The organism is Sorangiineae bacterium MSr12523 (genome assembly GCA_037157775.1).
GTDB classification, from domain to species: Bacteria; Myxococcota_A; Polyangia; order Polyangiales; family Polyangiaceae; genus Pendulispora; species Pendulispora brunnea.
Genome location: CP089982.1, coordinates 10,713,906 through 10,736,992 on the forward strand (window position 1 = coordinate 10,713,906; position 23,087 = coordinate 10,736,992).

The window sequence follows — 23,087 nt, forward strand, 5'->3', positions numbered from 1 at the left end:
GCTTTGCCTTACCCCACCGCCGCCGGACGACACCATACGCACTGCAGGCGCCCGGCAGGTCACCGATTCGTTCCCTTGCCTGACCAAGCCAGAGATACGTCCGTGTGTTGTCGAGCGGATTGAACATCATGCCACCCGCGCCGACCAAACGCTCGATGCGATACTTTCCCAAGTTCGCTCCGACTCTCGTCAGGAGGCGCTTGGGGGGAACAGGCTCGGTCGCTTCCGCGTCCTTCACCGCTTGCACCCAAGGGCCCGAACTCGTTTTCGCGCATCGTCCGCCGTGAGAGAGCGCGGTTTGGCTTTGCCCCATATCTTGAGCACGGCGTCGTAGGCAGCGCAGGCACCAGCCGCATCGTTGACGCGCTCTTTGGCTTGCCCGAGCCAATAGTAGGCGCGCGGTCCGTAGAGCGGATTGTGGATACCGTTGCAATTCTTGGTGGCCGATTCGAGCACCGCGACGGCCTCCTCGTTCTCACCAACGGCCAATGCAATTCGCCCTTCCGCAAGTCGAGCTTGGCTCCGCGCTTCGCGTCGTTCGCCCAGCAACGATGCACTTGCGAGCTCATTAGGCCGCTGACTCCAGGCTTGCTGCGCAAGGTCTCGAATGGTGCTCACGGGTCCCCAGCGATATCCCCAGAGCTGCCGCAGGGTAAAATTCGAGTGAACGCGAGCTGCCCACAAATCCGTTTCGGTTTGCCAGCGTGAAAGCGTGATCTTGTCTCGCGCGAGCAATGTACCCCAAAGGAACGGCTCGTCTTTCGCAGGCCAGTAACCGTCGGCCAGAGCCCCCTTGCGACGCAGGACTTGCTCCGCCAGCTTTGCAGCTGCTTCACCCCGTCCCGTTTCAATCAACAAATCGACCATGAATGCACTCGCGTTGAGACGGTCGAACTCCATGGACGAATCGCGCGCGAGTTCGATCAATTGCTGCGAGAGTTCTTCGGCCTTCGCCAAGTCACCGTTTAGAACGGTCAATGCAATACGGTAGCGCGTGAAGAAGATATCTCTTCTTGGTCCCGGATAGTTGTTTCGCGCCTGTTCGAGCGCGAGCTCTACGCTTTCCGTGGGTGCTCCCTCGAGAAAAAGCGCGTTCGCCAAATCGACATACGACCAGTATGCACTGGGCACCGTTGCAATCCACCTTCGCGCGTCGGCGGCAATTTCCCCACATTGGCCGCTCGCCTGCCTCGCAGTGATTCTTTCCGTGAGGCAATCCGCCGCACCTGGCGCTACTTCGAGACATTTGTCGAGGGCAGCGATGGCTTCGTCATATTTCCCTAGATAGATGAGGGCTTGCGCTTCCTGTTGCCAGGAATCGGCATATCGAGGGTCAATGGTCAGGGAGCGTATCGTAACATCGAGAACGTGTTCCACCTCCGAGGCACTCGTGGCAGACATCATGTGGGCGCGTCCTGCGTTGTACAGAATTTGCGCATCCAGCGGGAATCGCTCCGCCAGAACGTCCAGCCGTCGTGCCCACTCACTGCGATCGGCCGGCTCGGACAAGATGAGCGGGGACAATGCATCGAGCATCGCGCGATCTCGTTCGCTCATCGCATCCCGAAGGGAAAGCGCCCGTCGATACTGCTCGCGCACCTCGGTGATCGTATTGAAGGCATACGTGATCAATGAAAGCTGCACGGCTGCCTCGGGGCATGTGGGATCGGCAACCGTCGCTTTCTGAAATTCAGTGGAAGCTACTTCCCAAGAAGCTCCCTGCACCGCAGTGAGTCCTGCCCGATAGTGAGCCTCCGCTTCCTTGCTGCAGATGGACGAGATGGGAAGGTGCAAAATCGTCGTAGGTGTGAGCGAGGGCACCACCGAGGAGGAGGACACGGTACGGGATTGACGCAGACGAATCGCGAAAAACGTCACACCCGAAATCAATACGAGTAACGTTACGAGCAAGGCGGCGGCGCGTCTTCGTTTTCGAGGCAATGCTCCTGGCGCCGCCACCCCCGCGGCCAGCACGGTTTGATGTTGCCCCTCTTCTGACGTCCGTGGATCACGCGTACTTCTGCCAGTTTCCTGCATTGCGGAGGGAAGCCGCTGTTCGGTATCCGCTGGCACGTCTTGAGCACGGCGTCGCGGTGGCAATGTCTCGCTGGAGTTAACATCGTCGACGGTGACCGACAACTCCGAGACGAGTTTGGCGCGAACGTCGGACGCCACGTCGAGAATTGACTTACCCAAGGCGGGTTCGAAGGCCGACGCCAGAGCGTCACGCATTTCCTTCGCGGAAGGCCATCGTTGGCTCGGAGCGAACGCTAGGGCCTTATCCACGAACTGCACGATCGAGTCGGGCAGCTCCGGTGCGACTTCTGCCAGTGACCGTGCGCGTCTCGTCGCCGCGGCCGCCAATTGAGCACCTGCGCTATCGGCTTCGTGCACATACCGTCCCGACAACAGCGCGAAAATGGTCGCCCCGACCGCCCAGCAATCGCTGTGTGGACCGATGGCAGGGCGCTCCCCCAATGCTTGCTCGGGGGGCATGAACGCGGGCGTGCCCATCATGTGAGCTGTTGCACTCCCCGTTCCTCCCCCAACGAGACGCCGCGCGATGCCGAAGTCCAGCACGCGAACACGCCCCATCGAAGTAACGAACAAATTGTCAGGTTTGATATCGCGATGCACGATACCTTTGCCATGCGCAGCCTGAAGCACGTCGAGCACGTCGTCGATGACAACCGCCACCTCGGCGACCGGCAAACGTCTATTCTTACTTTCCCATCGACGGCGAAGAGTTTCCCCCTCGAGCAGTGGCATCACGATATACGGACATCCTTGCTCGTCCTCATCGTCATCGAGAACGTTGACCGCTCCCGGGTGTTCTACCTCATTCGCGACATAGGCCTCGCGGCTAAAGAGGCGCCGCACATCGAAGTCGTCGACGTAGTGCTCGAACAGAAATTTCACGGCGACTCGATGACCATTGCGATGTGTCGCAGCGTAGACCGCGGCCATACCACCCATGCCAATCAGTCGTTCAATACGGTACTTTCCGACGTCCTTTCCAACTCGGGCCAACAGGCGCTTCGGCACATACGACAGCGAATCCCCATCACGGGTCACAGCGTGCACCCGAGTGCGTGAGCGCGCTTCTTGGCGTTTTCCGCCGTGACGGACCGCGGCTTGGCATTGCCCCAGCGCTGCAACACGACGCCGTACGCGTTGCAAGCGCCCGCCACGTCACCGGTGTACTCTTTCGCCTGTCCGAGCCAGAAATGGGCACGCGTGTTCGGGAACGGTTGCTCCAGCCTGAAGCAAGGTTTGACGGAAGCTTCGAGCGATTTGACGGCACTCTCGTATTCGCCCGCTGCGAGGGCAATCCGCCCTTCGAAGGCATCGGCCATGACCGGGACGATGTACTGTTGATCGGCTGGCTTCAGGGCGGATGGCTCCTCGCTTGGCCGCGCTGCCCAAGCTTGCGCACCTACGTCCTTCGTGTCGCTGATGGGGCCCCAACGCAGCGCCCAGGCTTGCTGCTTGGTCAGTTCTGACAGCGAACTTTTCTCCCAGTGCTCGGACCAGTCGAGCCACTGCGCACGGGCCGGCCGGAACATTGCGGAAAGGACCAAGGGTTCGAATGCCGCTGCGCGCCAGAAGCCCGCCGGGGCTGCGCTCTTTCGTCGCAGAAAACGCTGAGCTACGGGAACGGCACGAGCTTCCTGACCTGTCTCCACGAAAATATCCACGAGGAGCGCCGACATGCGCACGTGATGCAAAAGCACCGACGATACTTGCGCCTGCGCAGCCATTTGCTCGGCCAATTTTTGGGCTTGTACGAAATCGCCGTTCAGCGCCGCGAGAAGGGCCGAGTAGTATACATAGATGACGTCACTCCACTCCTTCGAGCCAAGATCGCGCATTTGCTGAAGCGCGGACTCCACACTCTCGAGGGGAGCGCCCGTGGCCGCTAGTGCTTGGGCCAATGTCAAATAGGCGCGGTGATTCCTCGGTGCGTTGACGATCCATGAACGTGTGTCGGTCAGGGCAGCTTCACACTCGCCACATTCCCGGAGGCTGCGGCCACGCTGGTCGAGGCAATCCGTCGAGCCAGGCGCAACTTCGAGACACTTGCGGAGTGCAGCCCTCTCGTCATCCTGTCGACCCAGCAAGGCGTAGGTACCGGCCTGCATTTGCCAGCCATTTGCGGCCAACGGGTCGATCGCTGTCTCTTCGCGCGCTAACTCCAATACGCGCTGGGCCGTCGCCGGATCACTGGCGCTAAGAAGATGAGCTATTGCCGCATAATCGAGAACCTGCGCATCGTACGGAAACCTTCGAGCCATTTCGTCGAGTCGACGCGTTGTCTCTTGGCGATCGGCGGGTTCCGACATGATGAGGGGTGAGAGCGCGTCGAGCATGAGACGGTCTCGTTCGCCGAGCGCATCGCGGACGGCAAGGGCCTGGCGAAACCATTCGCGCTCCGTTGCAATGGGATAAGTCAACGAGTAACCCGTCAGCGCCAACTGCACGTGAGGTTCAGGGCATGCCGGATCGAGTGCAGCAGCCTTTTCGAATGCCGCGTGGGCCACGTCCCACGTCGCCTTGCGCATCGCGATGAGCCCTTCGCGATAGTGAATGACAGCTTCGTTTTTGCAGGTAGGTGAAATCGGCAGATCGACGATGGTCGTCGCCCTGGCCGTCGGTACTGCGGGAACCTCTGCCTGCTTGCCCTGACCTCGGCCCAGCACGGCAACGCCCACGGCCAGGAATACGAACAGTCCTATCACCGACACCCAAATTGTCCGCGTGCGCGGCGCGACTCCTTTCACGACGCCGGCGGCGAGCACGGTCGTTGCCTCGTCTCCGACATGGCGGGATGGGCCTGAAATGTTGCCTGCAGCGGCGCGGCTTTGCTTGGGGCCGCCCGACGTCTGCGCATCCCTCTCCGTCATGCCGCCCACTTGAGAACGGTGCTCGCGCTCAAGGGTCGTATTCGCATGAAGATCGTCGCCCGCGGGAGACAATTGGGTCGCGATTTCGCGGCGAACGTCCGTCGCGACATCCGACACCGGTTTCCCAAGCGCGCTACCAAAGGCTTCCAGCAATGCCTCACGCATCTCACGCGCCGACGGCCAGCGCTGGCCGATGTCGAAGGCGAGAGCCTTGTCCACGAGCTGCACGGCCGCGACGGGCAAGGTGGACGCGACTTCCGCGAGCGATCGCGCGCGCTTCGTCGCGGCGGCGGCCAGTTGCGCGTTCGAGTTGTCGGCCGGGTGAACGAACTCCCCTGACAAGAGCAAGAACATCGTGGCCCCGACCGCCCAGCAATCGCTGTGCGGTCCGATGGCTGTTCGCTCGCCGAGCGCCTGCTCGGGTGGCATGAACGCAGGGGTTCCGAGCATCTGTCCTGTCGCGGTCCCCGTTCCGTCGCCCTCGAGGCGGCGCGCGATACCGAAGTCGAGCACGCGGACGTGACCTGTGTTCGTCACGAACAAATTGTCCGGCTTGATATCGCGGTGAACGATGCCCTTGGCGTGTGCCGCGGCCAGAACGTCGAGGGCGTCGGCAATGAAGACGGCGACCTCGGTGAGCGGGAGTCGTTTGCCCTTTTCCTCCCATCGGCGGCGCAAGGATTCGCCTTCGAGGAGCGGCATGACCATGAAAGGGCACCCGTCGTCGTCGATGTCGTCGTCCAGCACGTTGACGGCGCCGGGGTGGCCCACCTCGTTGGCAACGTAGGCTTCGCGGCTGAAGAGACGGCAGATCGCGGGGTCGTCGGCGTATCGCTCGAGCAAAAACTTGATCGCGACCCGGTTCCCGTTGCGGTGGGTCGCAGCGTACACCGCGGCCATGCCGCCGATGCCGATCAGCCGCTCGATCCGGTACTTCTGTACATCGGTACCGACCCGCGCCAGCACGCGTTTTGAAACGGCTTGCCCTGACATCCGAGCTTTCTTCCGACCGGACATGATGCCGCTCGGCTCTTCCCAGCGTCAAGGGACGCTTGTCTCTACATTCCCATCGGTCTTCGCTGATTTTCGCAACGTCGCGACCAGCGAGCCTCGAGCCGGGCGCGCACTAATCCAATGCGGCGGGTGCCTGCGGAATGGGTGCATGAATCGGTTCCTCTGAATCGGCAGATTCGTCGGGTTTGCCGCGGCGGGTGGCGAGGTTGCGAAAGTCCTCGTAGGGACGCAGGGCCGCCTGGGCTGTGGTGACGGTGTGGGGCTCGTCCTCGTCGACCTCGCCGAGGGTGCGGCGGGCGTAGGCGGCGATGGCATTTTGCAATGCACGCAATGGATCGGCGACGGCGATGGCGGCGGTGCCGGCTTCGATGGGGTGCGTGATGCCGAGGGCTTTGCCATAGGCGTCGTGGGCGATTTTCACGTTGGGGAGAAACTCGGGGCCGCAAAGGGCGTCCAGATCGTGGGCGAATTTCTGCTGTGCGATGGTCGTGAGTTGCTTATCGCTTTCGGCCCATTCCTCGCTGTAGGGCAATGTCAAAAAGCCAAGTCCCTTGGGGAAGAGAGTGGCAACGAGATCGAGTGCGCGGCGCGCTCCTGGATGGCGGTCGACAGGCAGCGCTCCATAAGCATTGAGTCGAACGTAAAGTGCGCGCCAGGCCACATCGAGGGCGGTATCGAATGCGCGCACGGCAACTGGGCTCGGCGCGGTGTGCGGTTCGTTCCACATCGCCTGAAGGGCCACGGCGGCGTCGCGGACTTTGCCGAGTGCCTTCTGCTGGGCCGCTCCCTGCCTCCTCGGCGCCGCCTCGAGCAATGCACGAGCAAAGCTCAAGGTACTCGCCACGGACCGCGTCGGCAGTGTGGCGTACAACGTCGGATCGAATTCGCCTGCCATGGATCCCCCCATCGAAGAGCTACGGGCCACGCCCTCGCAGTCGCCCCCGTATAAGATGCCGCAAGAGCTGGCTCATCGCGCGTGACCCGAACGATCCTCTTCGGGTTGAGGTCTTCAGCCGGCAGCGCGTTTGTGGACGCCCGAGGTCACGTCGCATCGCCGCTGCAGTGCGAGTTCACCGCGCAAGCGCATGCTCGCAATGGCGTCCATGGCGCGCAGGTTTTCGACTTTGTATTCGGTGCCGGGCGCGCAGGGCTCTTTGGTGATCAACCGTTGGCCGCGGGGCAATGGCCCGTTTCGCTCTTGCCAGGCGGCGGCCAGTTTTTGCCCGGTCCATAACGTTGGGGCGCGAAGCAGCGCGGCTGCCCATTCGGCCATGGAGCTCGCCATGGGAAAGTACGTCGCGGTTTGCGCGTCGAAGCGGCAGATGGATCGACCGCGCCATACGAAGGCGTCGCCAAAGATGGTGTCGGCAAAGAAGACGCCGCGGTCGGCGAGGCCGCCGTAGGCGTAACGCCAGGTGGCGAGATCGTTCCAGCGGATGATGCCGGGCAACGGGCCCACGTTGATGTCCGGAAAGACGTGCAGCGCGTCGTCGAAGGCGAAAAAGCCGTTCTTCAGCCGCAAGAGCGAATGAATGGCATCGCCGACGCCATGACCGAAGTGGCCGTGCAGCGGATAGGGCGAACCTTGGACGAGCGGCGGCGAGGCAAGCTCGCACAGTCTGGCCAATGACATCGCGTCGACACCCCGCGAGGCTTTTCGGGCCGAAAGAAAAGAAGAAAAGAAAGAAGAGCGCCCCCCTGGTGGTGGTGGTGGTGGAAGAGAGGGCCATGAGTGGACCTCCCCCCGAGGGGCGCTCGGGTGCATGCTTGAGCAAGTGGCGCGCCAAGACGGAACCAGTCACTTTCAGCGGCTTTGCGCGCCTCGCCCCGAGCCGAATGCCCAAAATTTGAGCACTCGCACTGTCTCGATTTTGGGCACTGTCACGTTCTTGGGCGCATCTTGTTGTGCAGCGTGTTTCGGCTGATTCCCAAGAGCGCGGCGGCCTTCGTCACGTTGCCGCCGGTGACTCGCAAGGCGGCGTCGATGGCGCGGCGCTCGATGTCTTCCAGTTTCGCCGGCAAATGCACCGTGTCGCGCGATTCGACCTCGCCCTCCCCCTCGGGCGCGGGGGCACTTGCAGCCGGCGGCGCGAGAGAAAGATCCGCGGCGGTGAGGAGCGGCCCGCTACCGAGAACCACGGCCAGCTCGATGGCGTGGCGAAGCTCGCGGACGTTGCCGGGCCAGGAATAAGCGCGCACGGCCTCGAGCGCATCGCTCGAAAAGCCCTCGAGCCGCCGTCCCGCGCTGGGGCCGATGTCCGCGAGAATCCGCTGCGCGAGCAAGACGAGGTCGTCACCGCGATCGCGCAACGGAGGCACGGTGTATTTCGCGGCCGAGATTCGGAAATAGAGATCGCGGCGAAAGGTGCCCTCGGCAACCATGGCGGAGAGATCGCGGTTGGTGGCGGCGACGACACGCGCATGCAGGGCGAGCGCGCGGTTCGAGCCAACGCGCTCGAAGCTCTTTTCCTCGAGGACACGGAGCAGCTTTGCCTGGCTTGGCCATGGGAGCTCGCCAATTTCGTCGAGGAGGATCGTGCCGTGTCCGGCGGCTTCGAAGGCGCCGACTTTGGTGGCAATGGCGCCGGTGAAGGCGCCGCGCTCGTGGCCGAAAAGTTCGCTCTCGATGAGGGCCTCGGGAATCGCAGCGCAGTTGATGATGCGCATCGGAGCGTCGCGGCGAGGCCCCGTCTCATGGAGCAGGCGCGCGACGAAGCTTTTTCCCACGCCGGTTTCGCCCAGGAGAAGAACGGTGACATCGGAGCCCGCAAGGCGCGGGATGATGCGCGTGAGCTCGACGGCGGCAGGCGAATCTCCGAGGAACGCGTGTGCGCTGCCGACGGCTTGGCGGCGCAACGTTTCGCGATCTTCCTTCACGGTGGCGAGCACGGACAAGCGCGCGAGGTGCGCCCCGCAGAGCGACGCCGCGAGAACGAGGAGCCGGCGAAGCGAATCGCCGATCCGAGATGGCGGCATCGCGAGGGTGAACGCGACCCCTCCGATGGATGCGCCGTACGTGGGCACGGCGATGCGCGTGTTACCGTCCGCCAACGCGGTTTCCACGAGGGGTTCGCCATTCTCCGACGCGCGGGCTCGCTCATCGATGGGCAACAGTTCGACCGCGCTGCACGGCGCATGCTGTTTGACCCACGAGCCAAGAATGCCCTCGATGCCCTGCGCATCGGAAGCCGGCGTGAGCGCTTCGTTGAGGGCATACATCGCGGCCAATCCGCGAATCTCGGAGGCGGCGCCCGTGAGAAGGGACGCGACGGTGGTCGCCCCATCGTGGGCAGACGCCTTCTCCTGCTCCAATGCACCGGACTCGACGACGAGCAAGGTGGTATCCCCGACGAGGACGGTTCCGCCGACGTGAACCTCCGCATCATGGACTTCCTGCCCGCCATAAACGAGCGGCGAAGCGTTGTTGCACGTGCGCATGTGCACGCCATCTTTCGTGGCAAACACGTGAAAATGATGCCGAGACACGCGCCGATCGCTCAGCACGAGATGCGCATCCCGTGCCCGCCCCACGAGCTTCACCTGCTCGTCCACGAGCAACTGCCCACCGGCGTCCATGCCACCGGAAACGATGAGACGTTTCGTCGAAACTGCTTCCACCACGGGCGATTCTATAGAGCGCGTTGCCCTCCAGGCAACGCGCCTTCACCCACCGAAGATTTCCGATTCCTCATTCAAGGTGAGCGCCCTCTCGTACCAGCGCTCGAGCACGTCGGAATCGCTGCACCCCTCGAGCCGCGCCCGTCCGGCTTCCGAGAGAGTGACTTTTCGCGCTTCGAGGGCTTTCTCGATCGCCATTCGCAGCGTCTCGATGCGGCCTTTGGCCAGACCGTCTGCCATTCCCTTGGCCAGACCGTCTGCCATTCCCTTGGCCAGACCGTCCGCCATTCCCTTGGCCAGACCGTCCGCCATTCCCTTGGCCATGAGTTGTTCCGCGGCAGTCATCACGTCCTCTTTTCCTTCGGGCCCTGCGATCTCTACGAGTTTATCGTACACTGCGCGAGCGTCCACATCCCTGAGCACCTGGAGCAGGTAAACGTAGAGCCGGGTCAAAAGCGTGCGCGTGGCCGCATCGCGCGTCGTCACCCGGGCAAGTTGTTGCATCAGAGGTGCAGCTTGCTCGAATCGTTCGAGTGAACTCGATGTCCACAACGCGATCTGCACCAGGCGACCCAGCACATGGATCGTGCGACCGGCAAGCACCTCCACGGAAAGAGCGGTGAGATCGTCGAGAATGTAGCGAAAATGCGGTATAAATTCGCGAGTTGCCTCGATCGCGGAAGAGCTCGCGTCGAACATCGAGGAGAGCTCCGGCGGACCACTCCATCCCCCCTCCCCATGATGCAAGACGAGGCATATGAGCAGAGGAATTTTGCCGCCCGGATGCTCGTCAAGCCATCTTCGCCAAACTCGTAGTGCATACTCGAGCAAGCGAAGCGCCATCGTCGCGTCGTACTTGGACTGATGTTCGGCCAAAACGCACACCAGCGACGGCTCGCCAGACACGGTCCGTACGCCGTAGAGTAAGTCCGAATGCGTCTGTCGCAGATCGTCATCGATGTAAGATCCCGGTAAGACGACGAGGGTCGAAAGGTCGAGCTGCGTGAGAATGGCTCGCGGCAGGACCAGTTCCAGCTCGCTCCGAGCGATATCAGGTCGGCCGAAGCTGGCCTTGAACAAGGCATCGTGGGGACTCGGAGACTTCGACATGGCTCACCATTCATCGGTCGCAACATCGCGACAGTTGTGCGCGTCGAGCGTTTTGCGGGATAACCTTCCCCATGGGTTGGGCAACGGCGTACATCGAGAAGCTTCGGGCGGGGGAGACGGTGCAGTTTCGGCCGCGCGGGCACTCGATGAAGGGCAAGATCGAGAGCGGGAATCTCTGCACCGTGGTGCCGGTTCAGGACCATGACGAATTACGGCCCGGCGACATCGTTCTTTGCAAAGTACACGGAACGGAATACCTGCATCTGGTAAAGGCCATTCAAGCTGGGCGCTTTCAAATCGGGAACAACCGAGGACGCATCAATGGATGGATTGGGTCATCGTCCATTTTCGGGAAATGCATATCCGTAGAACCGTGAACATCGCCCCATGATCCAATTCGCCACCGCAGCCGCGTCGTACCGAAACGCGTCGGAAGACCGATATCGCCATCGTGGTGGCGTGGCTGGGCAATTGAGTTCGCGCAGCCACGCCACGGCGCCACGAATCTACTGCAACGTGGGCGTACCTACCCTATTGCCGCAATAGGCGCTGGAGCCACATGTGGTGCCCACGCTGGTGTACCAAGCCGTTTTGCGGGTTCCGTATTGGCGATTGTCCGCGTGCACGTGAGCGCCCGTGGATTGGCCGGTGGACCCTACGAGGCCGAGCGGACAGCGGTCGCAGGTCTTGGAGCCGGAGCTGCCATTGGCGTTGACGTGCAATTGGCGGAACTCCCAGCCGTTGCTGCCGCTCACCACGTAGTAATTGCCCGCGCCGCCGTTGCAACTGGAGCCACTGCAGGTGTTCGCGCAACCACCGTAGTACCGGTAGTACTTGCTCACGTTGATCATGCCGCGGTGGTTCCACTCGCTGCAGGTGCCATTGCTCATATCGAGGGCATTGTGCGAAGCGCCGTTGCACGAATAATACGTGGTCGATCCCACTCGTGCGCCTTGATCGCAAATAGGGCCCACCGCCGTTTCCGCATTGACGGCGCCGGCCCAGCCGACGACTGCCACGACGCCTACGAGATACAATAACGATTTACCTATCATCGCGTCTCCCTCCGTTCCTTCTCTCTCGAAATGAGGTTCCACTCCTGAAGGCCGAGCTTCAACGCCGCAATCCAGGCATCGATCTCGCCCTTCATGGCAGGATCGATCGACGCAAGCGACTCCAGAGCCGGTATCGCGTGCGTTTGCCCGAGGCGTGCAATCGACTCGAGGACGGCGCGGCGCACTTCCGGGGTCGCATCGTTTCGATAAAGCTGCGTCAATGCGACACGCGCCTCCGAGGAGTGCGCCGCTTGCACACCGCCCAGCGCGCTTGCCGCCGCCGCGCGAACCTGCGGATTGGACGATTCGAGTTGCCCGGTCACGTCCCGAACGGCGCGCGATCCCACTTGTTCCATCGATGCATTGCGCAAAAGTTCCGCCGTCGCAGCCGGATCGGTGGACGCCTTGGCCGCGGAGATCGCCGTCTCCGACACGGTGCGATCGTGGCCGGCATACACCTCGGAGCTCTCCGCCTTGAGGTTCTCGACGACGGCCTTGCGCACCTCCGGCGATGCATCCTGAATCAATTGCTCGTAACGCACGCGTTCACCGCTCTTTGCCATCATGTCCACCGAACCGGTGGAGCGAAGCCCGCGCAAAGCCGCCGCGCGAACGGCAGGATCGGCATCGTGGGTGGCGCGGGATAGCAACGGCCGAATCAACGAGGGATCCTCCGAATGGCTCGCTTTGGTGGCCAGTGCCGCGGCCAACGCTTCGACCATCGCCGGCTGGCGCTCGCGCGCGAAGGCGGCGCGCAAATCCTCGGCCGACAAGGTGAGTGCCGCCTCGCGCAACACCGTGGAGGCGTACCGCTTCAGCGAGGGCGACCCCGATTGCAGCGACTCGCGCAGGTTATCGACCATCGAGTCCACCGAGCACGATGTCTCCTTTTGCATGTGCTCGGGTGCCGTGGCTGCAACGGGCCCTGCGAGCAACACCAGCCCCGCAGCCGCGGTGACGAATGCAAAAATCCGCTTATCCATTGGTGCGGCCCTCCTCTCCCTCGCCTTCTTCCGGGCATTGATGGCGCTCTTGCTTCTCGAACCAGACGCGCGCGAAATCGACGGTTCCCTGCGCGTAGAGGGCTTTGAAGTCGAGGTAGTCTTGCTGAAAGCGTGAGTCTTGCGCGGCAAATTGCGCGAGCAGCGGCAATGCCCGTTCACCGGCGGCCCGCACGGCAAAGCGAACGATGGCCCAGCGAACACAGAGCTCCTTCTCGTGCGAGAAGGCCGTTCGGAAGATCTCCAGCGCCCGCTGCGGCTCCGCGGTCACGGACAAGCGAAACGCCGCCATTTCGCGCACGTCGCGCTCCGGATCGCTGTGCAGGATATTTCCCAATCGGTCCATCGACCCGCGGTCGAGCAATGGATTCGAGTACGACGGCATTTCCAACGCCAGAAGACGAACCGCGGATTCATTGGAGCGCTCCCCAATTTGAAGGAGTTGCTTCCAATAGCGCTCGTACGAGCCCGTACGGGCGTAGTCCTCCTTCATGACGCGCCCCAACGTGCGCGTGGCCACCCACGCCGTCGAATCCACCGTCTCGTCCATGGCCACCGCGCTGAGACGCGAAAGCGCACGGTCGGAAAGCCGTCGCTGGGTTTCCAGCGCATCGATGGCCGCCGAACGATGCTCCAGGCTCGCGGTTTTGCTCTCACCAAGCCCTACGAGACGCTCGGAAACCTCTTCATTTTGCACGGCGGGCGTCTTCTTCAACGCCTCCATGTAGACGCCCAGCGCCGGCGGCGCGGAGGTTTCGGCCCAATCCACGACCTCCAGGGCCTTTTGCGGATCATCCCCAACCAGCTCGGTCAGGCGCTCCTGAAGGTAATTCGTGAGATGTGGATCGTTCGCCGCCAAGGCCGCGGTCAGCGCCGCGCGGAAATTCGCCAGCGACAGGTTTTTGTCGAACGCTGCAAGGTTTTTCCAACATACGGTCACCGGAAGCTGCTCGACCGGCGGCGCCGACCCCAATGGACCTCCGCTCGAAGCCCTATCGAGACCACTCGGCATTTCCGAAAAAGACGACGATTCGTGAGCGTCCACCGATGCGTGGGGCGCGTCGCGCCGAATGGTCCACCGCAACACCGGACCGATGACGACCAGCGATCCGACGAGCCCAAATACGAGGAGCCTTCTTCGCGCCATCGAAATCTCCTTTTCCAATTCCCTTTTCGACCGAATCGCACGAAGCGACCGGAGTACGAAGAGCGCTAACGGCTGGGAGCCAATGCATATATCACCGAAATGCAGGTGAGCAACACCAGTTCCCTATGCGAACAATCGACAAAGAATCGTCGACCCAATTCGCAATTGGCCACTTCACGTTCGCGATCAATCGCGTCTTTTTCGCGAGCCTTCGCGATGGTCTTCGAATACCCCATGGCTGCACGAGCCATGTGGAATCGACTTCTACGACGACGACGTTTCGGCCAGCGTAAATGCACGCAGCGCGACTTCATCGAAAAGAACGAAGCGCACGAGCTCCACCGAGGTCCTCGCCTCGCGCACCGTGCGAAGGGCAATGGGCGCGGCCTCGTGCAAGGGATATCCATATATCCCCGCGGAAATCGCGGGGAATGCAACGGAGCGTGCTCCCAATTCGTCGGCGACGCGCAGGGACTCGATGTGGCAACTCGCGAGTTCGCGAGCGGGCGCGGACGAGCGCACGTAGATGGGGCCCACGGTGTGGATGACCCAGCGCGCAGGCAGCCTTCCCCCTCCCGTGGCCACGGCTTGGCCAGTGGGGAGGCCATCGGGATAACGCTCTGCGCGGATGCGGCGGCACTCTTCCAGAATGGCGCGGCCACCGCGGCGATGAATGGCCCCGTCGACACCCCCGCCGCCCGATAGCGACGAGTTGGCTGCGTTCACGATGGCGTCGACGTCTTGCTCGGTAATGTCGCCCTGGACGATTTCGATCTGCAGCATACCGACTATGTTAGCGCCCATACCGGCGCATGATCGCGCGCAAGCGATCCAGCGGAATCGCGTGCGCCACATGATCATCGCGGCCGCGTGTCGTCGTGGCCATGGTCAGCGAATTGAGGATGGCCTCTTCCACGCTTTCCACGGTCGCCTGAAAAATGGGGTCGATGCGCTCGTCGGCGAGTTCGCGCAGCGGATGCGTGAGCTCGGTGGGCTGACCTGGGATGCGGTTGCCCGTGGCGAAGGCCACGAACAAGTCGCCGCTGCCGTTGTGCGAAATGGTTCCGGTGCGCGCGACACCGAGGGACACGCGACGGGTGACACGCTCGAGTTGGCGCGAGGTCAAAGGCGCATTGGTCGCCACCACCACGAGCAACGAACCGTCGGTGTGGTACGCCTCCTCGGGAAGCAAATCTTTGATTTCCTCCCCAACGGGCACGCCATTGATGCGCAATTCGGGGCGGGTCCCGAAGTTCGATTGGACGATGGCGCCCACGATGTATCCGCCCGCTTTGTCCGGCAGAACGCGCGACGAAGTGCCGATTCCGCACTTGAATCCGTAACACATCATGCCCGTGCCGCCGCCCACGGCGCCTTCCTGCACGGGGCCGTCGCTTGCGCGCTCGGCGGCCTTCATCACGTCGGCCGCGGTGACGTGCAAACCGCGCATGTCATTGAGCCAGCCATCGTCGCATTCGCCTACGAGCGGCGTCGTCGGAGCCTCGTCCTTGCCAATGCCGTCGAAGCGCTGCTGCATGTAGCGCACGCCCCCATCGAAGGCGGCGCCGATGCCATGCGTGTCGGTGAAGACGATGGGCGTTTCGAGGTAGCCGAACTCTTTGACGTAGTGCAGCCCCGTCATTTCGCCGTTGCCATTGAGGATGAAGCTCGCGGCGGGCACCTTGCTGTGCCAAAAGTCGTCGGACGTCGGCAGGATGACGGTCACGCCCGTGCGTGCGGGGCCTTTGCCCGGTATCAGCTTTCCAAAGCCCCAATTGTGGGTGACATGTCCGACGCGCACGCCCGGAACATCGGTGATCGCATTGTATTTGCCGGTGGGCAGGCTGCCGAGCGTAATGCCGAGATCACGAAGACGGGCGCGTTGCTCGCTCCCTTGCTCCACCGAGACCGGCGCAGACGCCGGCGCGGGTGGCGTCTTTGGAGGCGTACAAGATACGATCGATGCCGCAAGAACGATGTGCGAAAGCTTCATAGCGCTAGGGCGCTTTTAGCAGTGCCCAAGCGACGATGCCGAGAACGACGGCGACGAGAACGAGGATAGTCAGCTGCCGGCGCTCGCGGCGGCGGTGAATACTCGGGTGCGTGATGCGGTCGCCGTCGGAGACCGCGTCCTCGGCCGCGGGCTCGGCCATGGCGACTTGGGCAGCGGCCAACTCGGCCTGCAGGGCTTTGGCGCGACGTGATGCACGGATCGCGTCCGGCGAATCGGGCGGCGTGGAATTCGGACGATCGCGACGCTCCGAGCCATTGCGCGGCGCGCGTTGTTTCTCTTCATCCCACTCGAGAATGCGCACGCCGGGAAGCAAATCGGAGCGGGGAATGGCCGCCGCCTCCTCGGCCGATTCGTGCACCACGGGCTTGGCGCGCTGAAACGACTCGACGAATACGCCAATCGATTCGGCCTCCGTCGATGCCACCGCCTCCTCGGCGAGGCGCGCATAGTCGCGCTCGTATTGATTCACGATCCGCGCCGCACGCGCGGCGGTCTCGCGATCCAAATGCGAGAACTCTCGCGCAGCCCTCAATACATCTTCCTCTAGCGCCGCAGACTCACGCACCCCACGCTCTTGGCCCGCCCCTTCGCCAAACGTAGGAGGACCCGGCTCGGTCGCAGCGAATGCCGGATCGGGATCTGTACCGAACGGGCCCGGTTGTTTCTTGGACTCTTTCATGGACCTGCGGCCCGCACGAGGGCGAGGAGCAATCGTGTCCCAAGTTCAAGCAAAGCGCTACCGCTAGGTCATCCTTGGACGATTTCGTCCTTCCAATAGAGGTTGAGCTCATCACTCCTCCCACCTGACGGCGTCATTCGCGCCATGTCGGCAACGGTACATCTTCACTCTTCCACCCCGGAGCGCACGCGGTACGCTCACGCCGATCCTGGGAGTCGTCCGATGCCCAAGAACGTCGGGGAAGTGGAATACGCAGCCGGTGTCGTCCTCGCCGGCAAATATCGAGTGGATAGGCGTTTGGGCGGCGGCGCCATGGGCACGGTTTACGAGGTTACGCAGACGGATCTCGAGCGAACGTGCGCCGTGAAAGTGATGAAGACGTCGCTCGCGCGGGACCCCGCGCTCCTTGCTCGCTTTCGTGCCGAGGCGCAGACGCATTCCCTCCTCGAGGGGAGCGGCCACATTTGCACCGTCTTCGATTATGGCTCCCTCGAAGATGGCACTCCCTATTATGCCATGACGCTCCTGCGCGGCCGCCCGCTCAGCGAGTTGATTCATTACTACTACGCCATCAAGCAACGGCGATTTCCGCCCAAAATTGCATTGGCGATTGCCCATCAAATCTGCAAAGCGCTGGCCTTTGCGCACGAACGCGGCGTCGTCCATTGCGATATCAAACCCGAGAATCTTTTCGTGCACGTCCAACCGGGGTCGCAAGCCTGGTGGGTGCTCGTCGTCGACTTCGGAATTGCCCATAACGTGGCCTCCACGGTGCAGCCCGACGAAATGTTCATCGGCACACCGCCCTTCTCTCCGCGCGAGCAAGTCCTCGGCCGGCCTCCCTCGCCCAAGATGGACGTTCACGCGTTGGGCGTCGTCCTCTTCATCATGCTCACGGGCCGCGCGCCCTTCGCGCACCTCGGCGCGAAGGGCCTTGCTGCGGTGCTCTCCGCCCGGCCGCCGGCGGCCCCGCTCCTCAGTCAATTCGGCGACTACCCGCGCGAGCTCACTGCGCTGCTCGCGCGGTGCCTTTCCCACAATGCCGACGAGCGCCCCGACGCGCGCCACCTCGCCGCACGTTTTCACGAGCTTGCAAACGAGCTTCCCGAGTCGGGCGCACGGCCCGACGAAAGCGCTAAAACGCCGGCGCTCACGGCCCCCATCACCCCGTCGGAGACGCCGCTGGCCATCAGCCGCTGGCAGCAGGACCAGGACAAATGGGACCGCACGCAACGGCGACTGCAACGACGCGAGAATTTGCGCCGGTTCGCCAGGCGCACCGGATTGACCTTGGCCATCGTATTCGGCGTGGCGGGCGCTTCCTCCACGGGCATCCTCCTTTTCCGAAAGCCCGATGCGCCGCCGCCGCATGCCTCCGGACAATCCGCACCGATCGTGCCGACTTCCGCGCCCCTTGCGCCGCCCCCCATCGCGCCTGCCCCGACGGCACCTGCCAAGACGGCACCTCCCCAGGCAACGACTGCGGAACCAGCACCTTCGGAAAAAGCCCCCGCCGAGCCAATCCCCGCGGCCTCCGCAAGCCAACGACCTTCACCCAAAGCCTCCGCCGCCCAGCGTTCCTCGGCGGACATGGCACCGCCGCCGCGAACGCGCACTCCTCAAAAGGAGAGCGCAACGCCGGGCAACCTGGGAACCGACCTCGAGACCACCATCGATTGAGCTCTTGCGCGAATAGTGCGAACTTCCTAACGTTGATGCCTTAATGGGCGAGACAGATCCGTTGGTGGTGCTCAAGGGGGTCAACAAGTGGTACGGGCAACTGCACGTGCTGCGGGATGTGAACCTGGAGATCGCAGCGGGTGAGGTCGTGGTGGTCATCGGCCCGTCCGGTTCGGGCAAATCCACCCTATGCCGCGCGATTAACCGCCTCGAAACGATCCAGGGCGGAGAAATCCGCTTCGCAGGCCGCCCGCTACCTGAGGAGGGCGCGGCGCTGGCCAAGCTGCGGAGCGAGGTCGGCATGGTGTTTCAGTCGTTCAATCTGTTCGCGCACAAGACTATCCTCGAGAATGTGATGCTCGCCCCCATCAAGGTGCTCAAAGAGCCCGAGGAAGAGGCGCGAACGCGCGGCCTCGCCCTGCTCGAACGGGTGGGCATCAAAAATCAGGCCGACAAGTACCCGGCGCAACTTTCCGGCGGGCAGCAACAGCGCGCAGCCATTGCGCGGGCGCTGGCGATGCGCCCCAAGGCCATGCTCTTCGACGAGCCGACCAGCGCGCTCGATCCGGAGATGGTGAACGAAGTTCTCGACGTCATGACCAACCTGGCCAAAGGTGGCATGACGATGATCGTCGTCACGCACGAGATGGGCTTTGCCCGTCGTGCAGCGCACCGCGTCGTATTCATGGCCGATGGTCAGGTCGTCGAGCAGGCTCCACCCGAACAATTTTTCGCGGACCCGAAGACCGATCGGGCCAAAGACTTCTTGTCCAAGATCCTAACGCACTAAAGAGAGGCTCCAATGAACTCGTGCAGAACTGCATCTTTTATCGGTATGGGTGCCCTCGCAATCGTGATGGCCTTGGGCGCATGTGGAAAGAAAGAGGATCCCGGTGCCGCTGGCAGCGCCGGCAGCACGAGCGCCGCGGTGGGCACGGGCGACAAATGCGCCAGCTCGGGGGTCAAGCTCACGCCGGCGACGGACGTGAAAATCGAGGGCAGCAAGACGTACGACAAGATCAAGGGCGCCGGTAAAGTCGTCGTCGGCGTGAAGGCCGACCAGCCGAACCTGGGCTACAAAGACGCCGACGGAAAGCGGTGCGGTTTCGATATCGAAATTGCCCAATTGGTCGCCGCGCGCATCGGCATCGATCCGTCGAAAATCGAATACAAAGAGATCCCCTCGACGAACCGCGAGACGGCCATCAAGGGCGGCGAAATCGATTACTACGTGGGCACGTACTCCATCACCGACAAGCGAAAGAACGACGTCGGCTTCGCCGGCCCGTATTTCATCGCCGGCCAGGATCTCTTGGTCCGCAAGGACGAATCGGGCATCGCCGGCAAAGATGGCTTGCAGGGCAAAAAGGTCTGTTCGGCGACGGGCTCCACGCCCTTGCAGCGCGTGCGCGAGCAAAAGCTGACCGACGACGGGAACATCAGCGAGTTCAAGACCTACTCCGAGTGTGTCTCGCAATTGCTCGACAAGAAGGTGGACGCCGTCACCACGGACGACGCCATCTTGAAGGGATACGCCGCGCAGAGCCCGAGCAAGCTCAAGGTCATTGGCCAGCCTTTCAGCCAAGAGAAATACGGCATCGGCGTGGCCAAGGATGACACGGCCTTCCGCAATGCGGTGAATGACGCGCTCGAAGCGGCGGCCAAAGACGGCACCTGGAAGAAGATCTACGACGGCACGTTGGGTCTCTCCGGATCGTCGGCGACGCAACCCCCCGTCGAACGATACTGATGCTCGAATTTTTCCGCACGCTGACCAACAACTGGGACATCTTCTCCCGCGGCTTTTTCACCACGCTGAAGCTTTTCGTCATCGGCGCGGTGGGGTCGCTCACGGTGGGTACCATTCTGGCGACGATGCGCGTATCGCCGGTGCCGGTGCTCCGCGGGCTGGGGGCGGCGTACGTGAACATCATTCGCAATACGCCGCTGACCCTCGTTTTTGCCTTCTTGGTGTTCGCTGCACCCAAGTTGGGAATCGAAATCGCATTCGAGCCGGCGGCGTACACCGCGCTCACCATTTATACGGCGGCCTTCATCTGCGAAACCCTGCGCTCGGGCATCAACACGGTGCCCGTGGGCCAGGGCGAGGCGGCCCGCGCGTTGGGGATGACGTTCGGCCAGGTCCTGTACCTCATCGTGCTTCCGCAGGCGTTTCGCACGGTGGTGCCGCCGCTCATCAGCATGCTGAACGCCATGTTGAAGAACACGACCGTGGCCGCCGGCTTTTCCGTGGTGGAGGCCGGCGCCATTCAGGCGTACCTCTCCGAGCGCGGTGAGAATCAGGTGTATACGCTTTTCTGGATCACCTTTGGCTTTCTGACCTTCGTGGTGCCGCTCATTCTGCTGCAGCGGTTCCTCGAACGCCGATGGGCGGTGGTTCGATGAGCACCTCCGTTCTCTACGACGAGCCGGGCCCGCGCGCACGCCTGCGGCACCGCTTCGTGGGCATCGCCACCATTGGGCTGATCGTCGCCTTCGTGGCGTTCACGATTTACCGCTTTTCCGAAACCGGCCAATTCGAACCGCTCAAGTGGAAGCAATTCGAATACGAGGCGATTCAGCTTCAATTGCTCCACGGGCTGCTCGCCACGTTGGAGGCGGCAGGCACCGCGGCCGCACTTGCGCTCATTTTCGGCGGCGTCTTCGCCAGCGCACGCATCAGCGACGCGTGGATCTTTCGCGCGCCCGCCACGTTCTTGGTCGAGCTTTTCCGCGCCATTCCGCTGCTGATTCTGATCTTCTTCGGCTATTACGTACCGCTGCAGTACGGCCTGCACATTAGCAACTTCTGGGCGCTGGTCGCCGGCCTCACCGTGTACAACGGCTCGGTGCTCGCGGAGATCATCCGCGCGGGCATCGCGGCCATTCCGAGCGGGCAGTCCGAGGCGGCGTATGCGCTGGGCATGCAGAAAGGCCAGGTGGTCCGGCTCATTCTGCTGCCGCAGGCCATACGGAGCATGCTTCCGTCGATCATCGGGCAGCTCGTGGTCCTTTTGAAGGACACGGCGCTGGGCTTCATCATCACGTACCCCGAGCTTCTCTACGTCGGCAAGCAAATGGGCAGCCGCTTGGCCTTCGACCTTCCCTACGTGCCGACGTACCTGGTCATCGCGGCGATTTACATTGGCATGTGCGCGATCATGTCGGCGTTTGCGAATTGGCTCGCAAAACGCGGGGACGGAAAGCGATCGCCAGCCCCAGCACCTCGTCCGTAATTTTCACTTTGCCGCCCCGCACCGCGAGCTCGAAGGCGCTGAGGTCTTCGAGCACCGGCGGCAGCTTGAACGCGTGGGACAACGTCTTCGTGAAGTCCCACGCGAGGCTTTCCTTGGCCAGCGCCTCGTTGATCTTCACGGTGATGTGCGCATCGATCATCGGGGGCAGCCCCGCGAGATCGGCGTGCTCCACGTGCAGGCCAAAGGTGAGCGCATCGTGACCGTCGCGGCGCTCGACGGCGGGCTTGAGAATCACGGTGAGCGATTTGATGGTCACCGGCACACGAATCCGAAATACCGGCCAGCGCACACTCGCTTTGCAGACGAGCCGCAATCCCACGTCGGGAACCAGCGTCACCTCACTGGGATCGTGAAGCACGAGAAAGCGCCCTTCGGCGTCGTCTTTCTCCTCGTCGTTCACGTCGAGCCGTATCTTCAGCGGTACGAGCTGCTCGACCACCGCCACCAAATCTTCGCGCGAGAGAATCGCTTCGAGCCACATAGGTAAACGCTAACGCATATCTCGCCTATCTAAAAACGGGACACCCGCGTAACCCGCTTGAGTCAAGTTTTGCCATGTTGACCATGGACGTCGTGCAACTTCGTTTCTACGTTGCCGCCCCCATGGCACTCATCAATCATCGATTTCAACTTACTTCCCGCCCGGTCGGCCTGGTCAAGCGCAGCGATTTCACGTACAGCGAAGCGCCCGTCGCCGATCCGGGCGAGGGTGAGGTCACCGTCAAAGTGCGTTACCTCTCGCTCGATCCCGCGATGCGCGGTTGGATGAACGACGCGAAGTCGTATGTCCCGCCGGTCGGCCTTGGCGAGGTGATGCGTGCACAAGGAATTGGCGAGGTCATCGCATCGGCCGATCCGAAGTTTCCGGTTGGGGAACAGGTCCTGGGCCTTTTCGGCGTGCAGGAATACGCCACGCTCAAGACCAAAGGCCTGCGAAAGGTCGACCCCAAGGCCGCACCGCTTCCGGTGTACTTGAGTGTCCTCGGAATGACCGGCATGACCGCGTATTTCGGTCTTCTCGACGTGGGGCAGCCCAAGCCCGGTGAAACCGTGGTCGTCTCCGGCGCGGCCGGGGCCACGGGCATGGTCGTGGGGCAAATCGCGAAGATCAAAGGCTGTCGGGCCGTCGGCATCGCAGGCGGCAGCGAGAAATGCGATTACCTCGTCAAGGAGCTCGGGTTCGACGCGGCCATCGATTACAAGAGCCAAGACGTCAAAGCGGGATTGAAGGCCAACGCGCCCGACGGCATCCACGTCTATTTCGACAACGTCGGTGGCGACATTCTCGACGCCGCGCTTTCCAAGCTCGCGCGCCATGCCCGCGTGGTCATCTGCGGCGCCGTTTCGCAGTACAACACCACCGAGGGCGCCAAAGGCCCGGCGAATTACCTTTCGCTATTGATCAATCGGGCCCGCATGGAAGGCTTCATCGTCTTCGATTACGCCGAGCGCTATGGCGAGGCCGCACGCGAGCTCGCCGGCTGGGTGGCCGCCGGCAAGCTGAAGTCGCGCGAGCAAATCGTCAAAGGACTGGATACGTTCCCGGAGAGCCTGCTCAAGTTGTTCCGGGGCGAAAACACCGGGAAGCTGGTGCTCGAAGTCTAAATT

General features: G+C 62.6%; 21 protein-coding genes. 8 read left to right on the plus strand and 13 right to left on the minus strand.

All coding sequences use genetic code 11. The features are described from left to right. Positions 1-234: 234 nt before the first annotated feature. Complete coding sequence (locus tag LZC95_42210; protein ID WXA93053.1) at positions 235-1,839, minus strand: tetratricopeptide repeat protein; 1,605 nt, start codon at positions 1,837-1,839, stop codon at positions 235-237. Positions 1,840-2,649: 810 nt separating this feature from the next. Between LZC95_42210 and LZC95_42215 the strand changes: the two genes are divergently transcribed. Continuing rightward, positions 2,650-3,096: a hypothetical protein gene (locus LZC95_42215; GenBank protein WXA93054.1), complete on the plus strand. Its 447-nt coding sequence runs from the start codon at positions 2,650-2,652 to the stop codon at positions 3,094-3,096. Here LZC95_42215 and LZC95_42220 read toward each other — a convergent pair. From LZC95_42220 to LZC95_42240, 5 genes are all read right to left on the minus strand, one after another. After that, on the minus strand, positions 3,072-5,897 hold the full coding sequence (locus tag LZC95_42220; protein WXA93055.1) for a protein kinase: 2,826 nt from the start codon (positions 5,895-5,897) through the stop codon (positions 3,072-3,074). The genes LZC95_42215 and LZC95_42220 overlap by 25 nt on opposite strands. A gap of 133 nt (positions 5,898-6,030) precedes the next feature. Further along, positions 6,031-6,813, minus strand: coding sequence for a hypothetical protein (locus LZC95_42225; protein WXA93056.1), 783 nt, complete (start codon positions 6,811-6,813; stop codon positions 6,031-6,033). Positions 6,814-6,927: 114 nt separating this feature from the next. Beyond that, positions 6,928-7,551, minus strand: a complete 624-nt coding sequence (locus LZC95_42230; protein ID WXA93057.1) for a hypothetical protein — start codon at positions 7,549-7,551, stop codon at positions 6,928-6,930. A 248-nt stretch (positions 7,552-7,799) separates the two neighbouring features. Then, positions 7,800-9,539, minus strand: a complete 1,740-nt coding sequence (locus LZC95_42235; GenBank protein WXA93058.1) for a sigma 54-interacting transcriptional regulator — start codon at positions 9,537-9,539, stop codon at positions 7,800-7,802. Between the two features lie 42 nt (positions 9,540-9,581). Continuing rightward, a complete protein-coding gene (locus LZC95_42240) occupies positions 9,582-10,646 on the minus strand; it encodes an Rpn family recombination-promoting nuclease/putative transposase (GenBank protein WXA93059.1) in 1,065 nt (354 codons plus the stop codon). Between the two features lie 71 nt (positions 10,647-10,717). On the opposite strand from LZC95_42240, the gene LZC95_42245 reads away from it, so the two are divergent. After that, positions 10,718-11,023, plus strand: a complete 306-nt coding sequence (locus LZC95_42245; protein ID WXA93060.1) for a hypothetical protein — start codon at positions 10,718-10,720, stop codon at positions 11,021-11,023. A gap of 129 nt (positions 11,024-11,152) precedes the next feature. Here LZC95_42245 and LZC95_42250 read toward each other — a convergent pair whose 3' ends face one another. The 6 genes from LZC95_42250 to LZC95_42275 all read right to left on the minus strand — a co-directional run bounded on the left by LZC95_42250 (position 11,153) and on the right by LZC95_42275 (position 16,395). After that, the gene (locus LZC95_42250; GenBank protein WXA93061.1) at positions 11,153-11,665 is read right to left on the minus strand and encodes a peptidase M23; all 513 of its coding nucleotides are present in this window, start codon (positions 11,663-11,665) and stop codon (positions 11,153-11,155) included. Positions 11,666-11,697: 32 nt separating this feature from the next. Continuing rightward, the gene (locus tag LZC95_42255; protein ID WXA93062.1) at positions 11,698-12,684 is read right to left on the minus strand and encodes a HEAT repeat domain-containing protein; all 987 of its coding nucleotides are present in this window, start codon (positions 12,682-12,684) and stop codon (positions 11,698-11,700) included. Next, positions 12,677-13,849 (minus strand): HEAT repeat domain-containing protein, encoded by a 1,173-nt coding sequence (locus LZC95_42260; protein WXA93063.1) that lies wholly within the window; start codon positions 13,847-13,849, stop codon positions 12,677-12,679. Before LZC95_42260 ends, LZC95_42255 begins: the two co-directional genes overlap by 8 nt. Positions 13,850-14,113: 264 nt before the next feature. Beyond that, entirely contained in the window at positions 14,114-14,632 is a 519-nt protein-coding gene (locus tag LZC95_42265; protein WXA93064.1) for an O-acetyl-ADP-ribose deacetylase, read from the minus strand. Positions 14,633-14,642: 10 nt separating this feature from the next. After that, the gene (locus tag LZC95_42270; GenBank protein ID WXA93065.1) at positions 14,643-15,842 is read right to left on the minus strand and encodes a P1 family peptidase; all 1,200 of its coding nucleotides are present in this window, start codon (positions 15,840-15,842) and stop codon (positions 14,643-14,645) included. A gap of 4 nt (positions 15,843-15,846) precedes the next feature. Further along, positions 15,847-16,395: a hypothetical protein gene (locus LZC95_42275; protein WXA93066.1), complete on the minus strand. Its 549-nt coding sequence runs from the start codon at positions 16,393-16,395 to the stop codon at positions 15,847-15,849. A 369-nt stretch (positions 16,396-16,764) separates the two neighbouring features. On the opposite strand from LZC95_42275, the gene LZC95_42280 reads away from it, so the two are divergent. The 5 genes from LZC95_42280 (at position 16,765) to LZC95_42300 (ending at position 21,458) form a co-directional block, all read left to right on the plus strand. Further along, positions 16,765-18,222 carry a protein kinase gene (locus LZC95_42280; GenBank protein WXA93067.1) on the plus strand — a complete coding sequence of 486 codons (1,458 nt, stop codon included), beginning with the start codon at positions 16,765-16,767 and terminating at the stop codon, positions 18,220-18,222. 61 nt (positions 18,223-18,283) lie between these two features. Next, complete coding sequence (locus LZC95_42285) at positions 18,284-19,012, plus strand: amino acid ABC transporter ATP-binding protein (protein ID WXB00266.1); 729 nt, start codon at positions 18,284-18,286, stop codon at positions 19,010-19,012. 45 nt (positions 19,013-19,057) lie between these two features. Further along, a complete protein-coding gene (locus LZC95_42290) occupies positions 19,058-19,972 on the plus strand; it encodes a glutamate ABC transporter substrate-binding protein (protein WXA93068.1) in 915 nt (304 codons plus the stop codon). Then, positions 19,972-20,628, plus strand: coding sequence for an amino acid ABC transporter permease (locus LZC95_42295; protein WXA93069.1), 657 nt, complete (start codon positions 19,972-19,974; stop codon positions 20,626-20,628). The genes LZC95_42290 and LZC95_42295 overlap by 1 nt, the downstream gene beginning before the upstream one ends. Continuing rightward, positions 20,625-21,458 (plus strand): amino acid ABC transporter permease, encoded by an 834-nt coding sequence (locus LZC95_42300; protein WXA93070.1) that lies wholly within the window; start codon positions 20,625-20,627, stop codon positions 21,456-21,458. Before LZC95_42295 ends, LZC95_42300 begins: the two co-directional genes overlap by 4 nt. Here LZC95_42300 and LZC95_42305 read toward each other — a convergent pair. Further along, positions 21,382-21,960, minus strand: coding sequence for a hypothetical protein (locus LZC95_42305; protein WXA93071.1), 579 nt, complete (start codon positions 21,958-21,960; stop codon positions 21,382-21,384). The genes LZC95_42300 and LZC95_42305 overlap by 77 nt on opposite strands. Positions 21,961-22,034: 74 nt before the next feature. Here LZC95_42305 and LZC95_42310 point away from each other — a divergent pair, with 74 nt between their 5' ends. Then, the gene (locus tag LZC95_42310) at positions 22,035-23,084 is read left to right on the plus strand and encodes an NADP-dependent oxidoreductase (protein ID WXA93072.1); all 1,050 of its coding nucleotides are present in this window, start codon (positions 22,035-22,037) and stop codon (positions 23,082-23,084) included. Positions 23,085-23,087 lie beyond the last annotated feature (3 nt).

What these genes read in the sequence shown, in the direction of transcription:
- LZC95_42215 (WXA93054.1), top strand. Translation starts at nt 2,650, where the DNA reads ATGCGCAGCCTGAAGCACGTCGAGCACGTCGTCGATGACAACCGCCAC.
- LZC95_42220 (WXA93055.1), bottom strand. Translation starts at nt 5,897, where the DNA reads ATGTCAGGGCAAGCCGTTTCAAAACGCGTGCTGGCGCGGGTCGGTACC.
- LZC95_42225 (WXA93056.1), bottom strand. Translation starts at nt 6,813, where the DNA reads ATGGCAGGCGAATTCGATCCGACGTTGTACGCCACACTGCCGACGCGG.
- LZC95_42230 (WXA93057.1), bottom strand. Translation starts at nt 7,551, where the DNA reads ATGTCATTGGCCAGACTGTGCGAGCTTGCCTCGCCGCCGCTCGTCCAA.
- LZC95_42240 (WXA93059.1), bottom strand. Translation starts at nt 10,646, where the DNA reads ATGTCGAAGTCTCCGAGTCCCCACGATGCCTTGTTCAAGGCCAGCTTC.
- LZC95_42245 (WXA93060.1), top strand. Translation starts at nt 10,718, where the DNA reads ATGGGTTGGGCAACGGCGTACATCGAGAAGCTTCGGGCGGGGGAGACG.
- LZC95_42255 (WXA93062.1), bottom strand. Translation starts at nt 12,684, where the DNA reads ATGGATAAGCGGATTTTTGCATTCGTCACCGCGGCTGCGGGGCTGGTG.
- LZC95_42260 (WXA93063.1), bottom strand. Translation starts at nt 13,849, where the DNA reads ATGGCGCGAAGAAGGCTCCTCGTATTTGGGCTCGTCGGATCGCTGGTC.
- LZC95_42265 (WXA93064.1), bottom strand. Translation starts at nt 14,632, where the DNA reads ATGCTGCAGATCGAAATCGTCCAGGGCGACATTACCGAGCAAGACGTC.
- LZC95_42270 (WXA93065.1), bottom strand. Translation starts at nt 15,842, where the DNA reads ATGAAGCTTTCGCACATCGTTCTTGCGGCATCGATCGTATCTTGTACG.
- LZC95_42280 (WXA93067.1), top strand. Translation starts at nt 16,765, where the DNA reads ATGCCCAAGAACGTCGGGGAAGTGGAATACGCAGCCGGTGTCGTCCTC.
- LZC95_42290 (WXA93068.1), top strand. Translation starts at nt 19,058, where the DNA reads ATGGGTGCCCTCGCAATCGTGATGGCCTTGGGCGCATGTGGAAAGAAA.
- LZC95_42295 (WXA93069.1), top strand. Translation starts at nt 19,972, where the DNA reads ATGCTCGAATTTTTCCGCACGCTGACCAACAACTGGGACATCTTCTCC.
- LZC95_42300 (WXA93070.1), top strand. Translation starts at nt 20,625, where the DNA reads ATGAGCACCTCCGTTCTCTACGACGAGCCGGGCCCGCGCGCACGCCTG.
- LZC95_42305 (WXA93071.1), bottom strand. Translation starts at nt 21,960, where the DNA reads ATGTGGCTCGAAGCGATTCTCTCGCGCGAAGATTTGGTGGCGGTGGTC.
- LZC95_42310 (WXA93072.1), top strand. Translation starts at nt 22,035, where the DNA reads ATGTTGACCATGGACGTCGTGCAACTTCGTTTCTACGTTGCCGCCCCC.